The sequence below is a fragment of the Vibrio lamellibrachiae genome, from assembly GCF_050337265.1.
Lineage (GTDB): Bacteria > Pseudomonadota > Gammaproteobacteria > Enterobacterales > Vibrionaceae > Vibrio > Vibrio kyushuensis.
Genome location: NZ_JAKJSU010000021.1, coordinates 43,539 through 50,903, shown reverse-complemented (window position 1 = coordinate 50,903; position 7,365 = coordinate 43,539). Strand labels below are relative to the sequence as shown.

The window sequence follows — 7,365 nt, the reverse complement described above, 5'->3', positions numbered from 1 at the left end:
CTTTAAAGCTATTACCATTCCAACAGAATGGTAATGAATTGACTGTGCCAAATAACTACAAGTAGTTATTCGTATTGGTCACTCAGTTCATTGAAGCCCAAGTGTTTCCGAAGAAACTGTTTTTACCAAGGTAAAAACATTTTGGATTTTCATCAACGAGTGCCCACACAGATTGATAGGTTTAAATTGTTAAAGAGCGCCTGACTTTCGTTCGTTGCCGTTCGTTGTCAGGGGTGCGTATAATACGCTTTGAAACTTTGGAGTCAAGAGTTAATTTCAAACTCTTTTTTCCTACTTAACACTCGATGAGATGTGTGTCTCATTCCGTGTCAGTGAGGCGGCATTATAGAGAGGATTAACTTTATGACAAGGCTTTTTTATTAAATTAAATTCGTTCGCCTAAAAAGCCACCAACATCACTAATATTGAATAAAATTTCAACATTTGAGACATGTCACATCATTATATTGGTAAAAGTCAAAACATGTACGTAAGATTCATGTGTCTATTTTGTTAACAGTAGACCCTAACTCTCTCTTATTAATTGAAATGTAGTATTCAATATGAACTCTAATAAATCGATCCCAATGGTAGTAGCCGTCGCAGTTGTTGGCGCTATCGTTCTCAACTTTGTAGAAATACCTTCTGCAATCGCATTCGTTATCGGTGTTTGTGCTTCTGCCATTATTCTAAAACCTTCTAACACTGACACGGAAACTTCTGAAACTTCTTCTCCTTCAACACAAACTCTTTATGTAGGTAACCTACCTTATAAAGCAAATGAAGCACACGTAAGGGAACTTTTTTCTAAACATGGTGAGGTTTTTGCCGTGCGCCTTATGAAAGACAAGCGCACAGGTAAAAGAAGAGGCTTTGGTTTTGTAGTCATCGCAGCTAATGATGTTAAATCAACAATCAAAGCTCTTAACGACCAAGACTATATGCAGCGTACTCTAAAGGTAAGAGTAGCGAACGATCCTAAACACCCGGAAAACGAAGACATTGAACAGGACTAAAACCTAGCTCTTTCAATACATAATTAAGTGCGCTTTCATCTGATGGACGCGCACTACTCCAAATAGCCTGCCTTTCTTTATAAACATTTCCAGGTTCTAACTTCAGTAATGACTGCACTCGCCTAGCTATCGCTACACCCGAATCAATCAAAGTCACTTTATTACCTAATACCTGCGCTATCTCTTCTTTGATCAAAGGAAAATGTGTGCATCCAAGTACGGCAACGTCAATATTGCCAATAAGAGGCTTTAGTATTTGTGCTAATACTTCGATACATACCTCCCTTCCCCTTAATTTTGCTTCAGCCATTTCAACCAACTGAGTTGAACCAAGCATTTCAACGTGTGTATCACTTGAGAAGCTTCGTACAAGATCTTTCGTATATTCGCGAGTTATAGTTGCCGGCGTGGCTATTAGGCCAACCGCTTTATTGGCAATCGTTGATGCTGGCTTTATTGCTGGGACGACACCAATGACAGGGATAGTGTGCTTTTTACGTAATGTGGGAAGAACAATAGTACTTGCGGTATTGCAGGCAATCACCACAGCGTCGATAGGATTCTCAGCCAGATAATTGGAAATAAGCATGTCTACTCGATGAATCAATACTTCTTGAGAGAGCTCTCCATATGGGTAAGCTTCGTTATCAAACAGGTAAGTACAATTTACTTGTGGCAGAAGAAGTTTAACTTCTTGATAGACAGAGAGCCCACCAACACCGGAGTCAAAGATTAGAACTGAAGGATTGCTCTGATTAGACACGCTATTAATTATTCCTAAGTTAGTACCCGCAAATCATACCTTCTCTTTATGATTTGGCAACGCGGTTGCTTGATATCTTTGATAACTGAATCGCTCATCATGATCGACATACAGTAGTTTTAGCTCTATTTTCCCTTCAAAGCACGGTGCTTGTGTCACTAAAGTATGAAACTCGCCATTTTCACCGCATGGATCGATGTTTTCGGGAAGCTCTTTAAGCAAGTAGTGACTGTATTCTCTACCGCAGTACTCTCTATCGAGGCGATCACCATCAATGGTAATGAGGGATGTAATAATTCCTCGTCTAAGAATTTCCGCAGCTAACGTCTCCGAAGGCTCCCCTAATAGTGGAAACACACACTCCCACCCTGCTGGCTCAATATAACTTTTTCGATAATCAACAATGCCATTACAAAACATATCCCCAAACGCTATGGCATCAATCGGCAACGTTGAACTCTTGAGCCCATCTATTACTGTTTCCTGATAAATAGCGTTACTCGGAAAGACTTCTGGAAGTTCAATAGTTATTAGGGGAAGCCTAACAAGGTCAGCCTGCATTTGGACAACTTCTAGCGGAGTGGCTTGGAATGGAACTTCATCTTTTACATAGGTGGTATATAAGCCCACTACATTAAAGTTAGGATCTTCAAGTAGCCGTATTAGGGTTAGTGTCGAGTCTTTTCCACTCGACCAGCTTATCACTACGTTCTTTTTCATTATTCAGACCTATAGAAAAGTAAAAACCGCCCGAAGGCGGTTTAGATAATAATTAGAATTGGTAAGCTGCGGTTGCAAAGAAACTACGTTCAGCTCCTTGATAGTAGAGGTCTTCGCCAGAACTCTGAGCTGAGACCGCCGATTGGTAATCTTCATCAAAAACGTTGTTCACCCTCAAGCCTAGATTTAGCTGTTCCGTAACACGATAACCCATTCCTAAATCAACAGTAGTGTAAGATGATAGATACTCTCCGTTAGAAGCATACCTCTCTCCGGTATGTAGCACTGTCAGTGATGCATCAACCTTGTCAAACCTCACTGTTGGGATCCAGCTAAACTTATGTTTAGGTCGACGAATAAGATCTTCTTTCGACAGATTATCAATCGCGCTTAACCATTCTGCTCCTACACTATGCTCAACAATTCCTGTAGAAAAGTTAACGCCTAATTCTAAGCCTTCCATCTCAGCTTCCGCAACATTTTGAGGAACCCATGGATCAAATGCACCAGAACCAGTTGGTGCCCACTCGATTAGGTTTTTAAACTCTGAACGGTAAGCAACTAAACTCCAATCAAATAGATCATGATATCCGTATACACCTATTTCTGTAGAATTCGACTCTTCCGGCTTTAGATCTGGGTTACCACTTTGAGGCCAATACAAATCATTAAAAGTAGGAGCATTAAACGCGGTTCCTGAAGATGCAACTAATTGAAATTGATCTAATAGGAAGTAACCAACGGCAACATTCCATGTGTTGTATCCACCAAACACACTATCATCATCATGACGAGCACTAGCTTCAGCAGTAAAGTCACCAAACTCCCCAAGTGCTGTCAAAAATGCCGCTTTATTGTCTTTTTTTGTTTTATCATAATCATCGGTATTCGATCCACCGCGATACGCTTGCTCTTTAAGGTAATCAATACCACCGTTCAAAACGATATGCTCAAGACCTGTATAAGTATTTACCCAGCTTACCGAGTTGCTATAGCCAGTAAGAGTCGACTTTGCATTCGTACCAGCAGCGTCTCCGGTAGCATTGTGATCTTTTGTAGAACCAATTTGTAGGGAAGAAGAAAAGTTACCTAGGGAGTAGCGGGTCCCACCAGTTAAGCTGTAAAAGTCACCATCTGTTTGTTCACTTGGTGCTCCAATTGTGTATTTATTTGCAAACTCCACTTGAGAGTTTTGCGTATAACCCGCAAAAAACAGACTCCATGCATCCGTAAGCTGATGCTCTAAGTTACCAAAAACGGTTTGACTATCAAAACCATGGGTCTCATCTACCGGCGCTCCATCGTAGATACGATATCCATCGCTCTGCTCTCGATTAAATACAAATGATCCCTTAGTTGATTCTGACAGCTGGCCACTTGATTTCCAACCTTGCTGATCTTGACCTTGATCTCCGTAACCTAGCAACAGTTGGTGCTTACTATCAGCCTCAGATACAGTAGAAATACTAATAACGCCACCCATTGCATCAGAGCCGTATACCGCAGCGCGAGGACCACGAATGACCTCTATTTTTTCAATCGCAAAGGCAGGTATAAGGCCGATGGATGCTTCACCGGCTGTAGGTGAGTTAATTCGAATACCATTGACAATAACTAGTGCATGCTTACTCGACGTTCCTCGTATATAAATACCGGTGATGTTACCTTTACTTCCTTGAGAGTTAATCGTAACTCCCGGTAGGGTTTTTAGTAAATCCAAGGCAGTCGTAGCTTGGCTCACTTCGATATCATCTCGTGTAATAACACTAGTCGAAGCAAGTACTGACTGCTGAGTCTGCTCAAAGCGGTTAGCCGTAACAACCATGGTCTCATCAACCTGTTGCTCAGCGTAAGAAATAGAGGCGTGCGTAGTTAGCGATGCTACAGCGATCGCTAGAATAGATTTGTTCATTGTCTTATTTGTCCTAAATCGCGAAATCCTTCCGAGCATTGATATCAGTATCTAATGTTGTTCTCGGCTACTGGCAGGTCTTCGGACTTAAGAGCTTGGTTTACACCGCCTAGTACTCGACTTCCCATACAATCTAGTACAGTGTCATTTGAGTATTCGTTCTCTTTTACCGCTGCGCGTCAGTTCTGGATTCTCACCAGATTCCCTATTCAGCCATCTATACTTCTAGAGTGGCACCAGTTAGTCGAGGATGTTATTCGTCTCGCTCAACTTTGTCTAGGTAAACATCGCTATAAGCTATAGTTTTAATGACTAGAAAATAGCACTAGTTTCATTCATCACTGGACAAGTGGCTAGGATTGAATAAAATCTGCGCTCTTTCTTAGAATGCACTAGCGATAAAGGCAAAACCATGGCGACTCTTGATGTAAACCCTGAGCACTATCAACAACAATTGGCAGAAAAGACGGAACGTCTAACCCAAATGTTTTCTCACTATAACGTGCCTGAGTTAGAAGTATTTGAATCTCCTGAGCAACACTACCGTATGCGAGCAGAGTTCCGCGTATGGCACGAAGGCGAAGACATGTACTACGTGATGTTCAATCAAGAGACGAAAGAGAAATACCGCGTTGATCAATTCCCTGCAGCTAGCCGACTCATCAATGATCTGATGCCTCTACTTATTGATGCAATGAAAGAGAACAACACACTACGCCATAAGCTATTTCAAGTTGATTTCCTTTCAACACTGAGCGGCGAAATACTGGTTTCACTGCTTTATCATCGCCAACTTGATGATGAATGGACTGAACAAGCAAAAGTTCTAAAGCAACGTTTAAATGACGAAGGATTTAACCTCAATCTTATTGGCCGCGCTCGTAAGATGAAAATAGTCCTAGACCGTGACTATGTTATTGAGAAATTAGACGTAGATGGCAATAGCTATATCTACCAACAAGTAGAAAACAGCTTTACACAGCCAAATGGGAAAGTTGCAGAGAAAATGCTTGAATGGGCGACTGACTGCACTCAAGAGAGCCAAGGTGATCTTCTAGAGCTCTACTGTGGTAACGGCAACTTCTCTCTTGCGCTGGCAAAAAACTTCGAACGTGTACTCGCTACTGAACTTGCGATGCCTTCAGTGGTTTCCGCTCAATATAATATTGCAGCGAATAACATCGACAATGTCCAAATCATCCGTATGTCAGCGGAAGACTTTACCGAAGCAATGCAAGGTAAGCGTGAGTTCCGCCGCTTGAAGCAGGCGAATGTCGATCTTACTAGCTACAACTGCAATACTATCTTTGTTGATCCGCCGCGCTCGGGAATGGATATTGATACCTGTAAAATGGTTCAAGGGTACGAGCGTATTCTTTACATCTCATGTAACCCAGAAACGCTAAAAGATAACCTTGACATTCTCTCCGAGACTCATAATGTGACTCGATTCGCTCTGTTTGATCAGTTCCCATATACCCACCATATGGAAGCAGGCGTTTTACTTGAACGCAAAGCTTAGAGCCAGCGTCATATTTATAGCGCTATGAAAACAAAAAAACGAGCCATTTGGCTCGTTTTTTATTTCTATAATTCGGTACTCGCTTTTTAGAGCTACGAATCTTTACCAATAAAACCAAGCTTCTTACCTATCCACAGCATCAGTAGCATCACAACCACTATAGCAATCAGGTTTGAACCCGCATCAGGATACTGAGCTTTAATAAAGGCTGAGTGGCCAAAACCACCAACGAAAAAGCACGCTAAGCCGACTAATGGAATATCTTCTGATACAGGACTACGTAGATATTCTTGATATAGAGCTTGTACTGATAGCACTAAGGCAATAATTGGGAATATGGAAAAACTAACATCACTGATTGTCATCCAAGACAACAGTGAATCGCCACACATTCCTGCAATCAAAGCGAGCAGCAGTGTTTTACGCTCAGAGCCTTTATCTATATTAGAATCATGATCAACTTGAGCGTTATTTTCAGCCTCAAAGCCTTGGTCTACTTTATTTTCTGTGTTCGACACGTTTTCTGTATTCGACATTAATCTGCCCTACCTCTATTTCGATGTCTTTCTCGCTCTTTACGGTACCAAAAAGCACCTTTAGCGATCATTCGTAACTGCATAATCAAACGTTCAGCTAATTCATCTCGCTCACGTTTGGATAAATCTAAAGCTTCTGCACCCGAACTAAATACGAGAGTTACAGAAGCTTCTGCCTGAGTAAGTGCCTCATCACGGCTCATTCCCGTAATGGTTAAATATTCGGTTAGCTCTGCCGCAAAGTGTTGTATCTCGCGCGCAACGGCGGTACGAAAATCAAATGATGTCCCTGAGCGCTCTCTAAGTAATAGGCGAAAGACGTTCGGGCTGCTTTCAATGAATTCCATAAACGTTTCAACTGAGGTACGAATTACACTCCCCTCTGTTGCAATACGCTGGCGAGCCTGACGCATCAACTGGCGCAGTAATAATCCACCTTCATCCACCATGGTTAAGCCTAGCTCATCCATATCTTTAAAGTGACGATAAAAAGAGGTCGGGGCAATCCCCGCTTCACGAGCCACTTCCCTTAAACTCAAATTAGAAAAACTTCTGTTTGCGCTAAGCTGACTAAATGCTGCATCAATTAATGAGCGACGAGTCTTCTCTTTTTGTTGTGCGCGAATACCCATAGATTTCATGACTGGACTACTTTGCTCATTATTTTAACAACCATACTATAACGCGAAGCGATGATGTTCATAAACCTTATGTTTTGCTTTATTCCTACGTAGCTCATAAGGCAACGGTAATAAATAAGTCAGAGATCACTTTCCTCTCACTCATTTTACCTCAGTCTCCGTGATCACTTCGACTCTCTCGTGTTGAATTCATTTACCTATCTGCAATATGCGTTAAAATCTCGCTACAGCAATGTAAAAAATTATAACAAGGAA

The 7,365-nt window shown here is 41.6% G+C and carries 7 protein-coding genes and 1 riboswitch; of the genes, 2 read left to right on the top strand and 5 right to left on the bottom strand.

Annotation, left to right across the window (positions count from 1 at the left end):
- Nucleotides 1–563 precede the first annotated feature (563 nt).
- Nucleotides 564–1,016 carry an RNA recognition motif domain-containing protein gene (locus tag L4C54_RS23750; protein WP_428803948.1) on the top strand — a complete coding sequence of 151 codons (453 nt, stop codon included), beginning with the start codon at nt 564–566 and terminating at the stop codon, nt 1,014–1,016.
- Here the strand turns inward: L4C54_RS23750 and murI are convergent.
- From murI to L4C54_RS23735, 3 genes are read right to left on the bottom strand one after another with little or no spacing between them, the layout of a single operon-like run.
- Nucleotides 979–1,779 (bottom strand): glutamate racemase, encoded by an 801-nt coding sequence (gene murI, locus L4C54_RS23745; protein ID WP_428810054.1) that lies wholly within the window; start codon nt 1,777–1,779, stop codon nt 979–981. The two genes, L4C54_RS23750 and murI, sit on opposite strands and share 38 nt — an antisense overlap.
- A gap of 33 nt (nt 1,780–1,812) precedes the next feature.
- Complete coding sequence (locus L4C54_RS23740) at nt 1,813–2,499, bottom strand: Dph6-related ATP pyrophosphatase (RefSeq protein WP_428810053.1); 687 nt, start codon at nt 2,497–2,499, stop codon at nt 1,813–1,815.
- Between the two features lie 52 nt (nt 2,500–2,551).
- Nucleotides 2,552–4,411, bottom strand: a complete 1,860-nt coding sequence (locus L4C54_RS23735) for a TonB-dependent receptor domain-containing protein (protein ID WP_428810052.1) — start codon at nt 4,409–4,411, stop codon at nt 2,552–2,554.
- A gap of 55 nt (nt 4,412–4,466) precedes the next feature.
- A riboswitch (cobalamin riboswitch) is annotated at nt 4,467–4,668 on the bottom strand.
- A 155-nt stretch (nt 4,669–4,823) separates the two neighbouring features.
- Between L4C54_RS23735 and trmA the strand changes: the two genes are divergently transcribed.
- On the top strand, nt 4,824–5,933 hold the full coding sequence (gene trmA / locus L4C54_RS23730) for a tRNA (uridine(54)-C5)-methyltransferase TrmA (protein WP_428810051.1): 1,110 nt from the start codon (nt 4,824–4,826) through the stop codon (nt 5,931–5,933).
- 92 nt (nt 5,934–6,025) lie between these two features.
- Here trmA and L4C54_RS23725 read toward each other — a convergent pair whose 3' ends face one another.
- Nucleotides 6,026–6,451 carry a YijD family membrane protein gene (locus tag L4C54_RS23725; protein WP_428810058.1) on the bottom strand — a complete coding sequence of 142 codons (426 nt, stop codon included), beginning with the start codon at nt 6,449–6,451 and terminating at the stop codon, nt 6,026–6,028.
- Nucleotides 6,452–6,468: 17 nt separating this feature from the next.
- Complete coding sequence (gene fabR, locus L4C54_RS23720) at nt 6,469–7,110, bottom strand: HTH-type transcriptional repressor FabR (RefSeq protein ID WP_428803954.1); 642 nt, start codon at nt 7,108–7,110, stop codon at nt 6,469–6,471.
- Between the last annotated feature and the right edge of the window lie 255 nt (nt 7,111–7,365).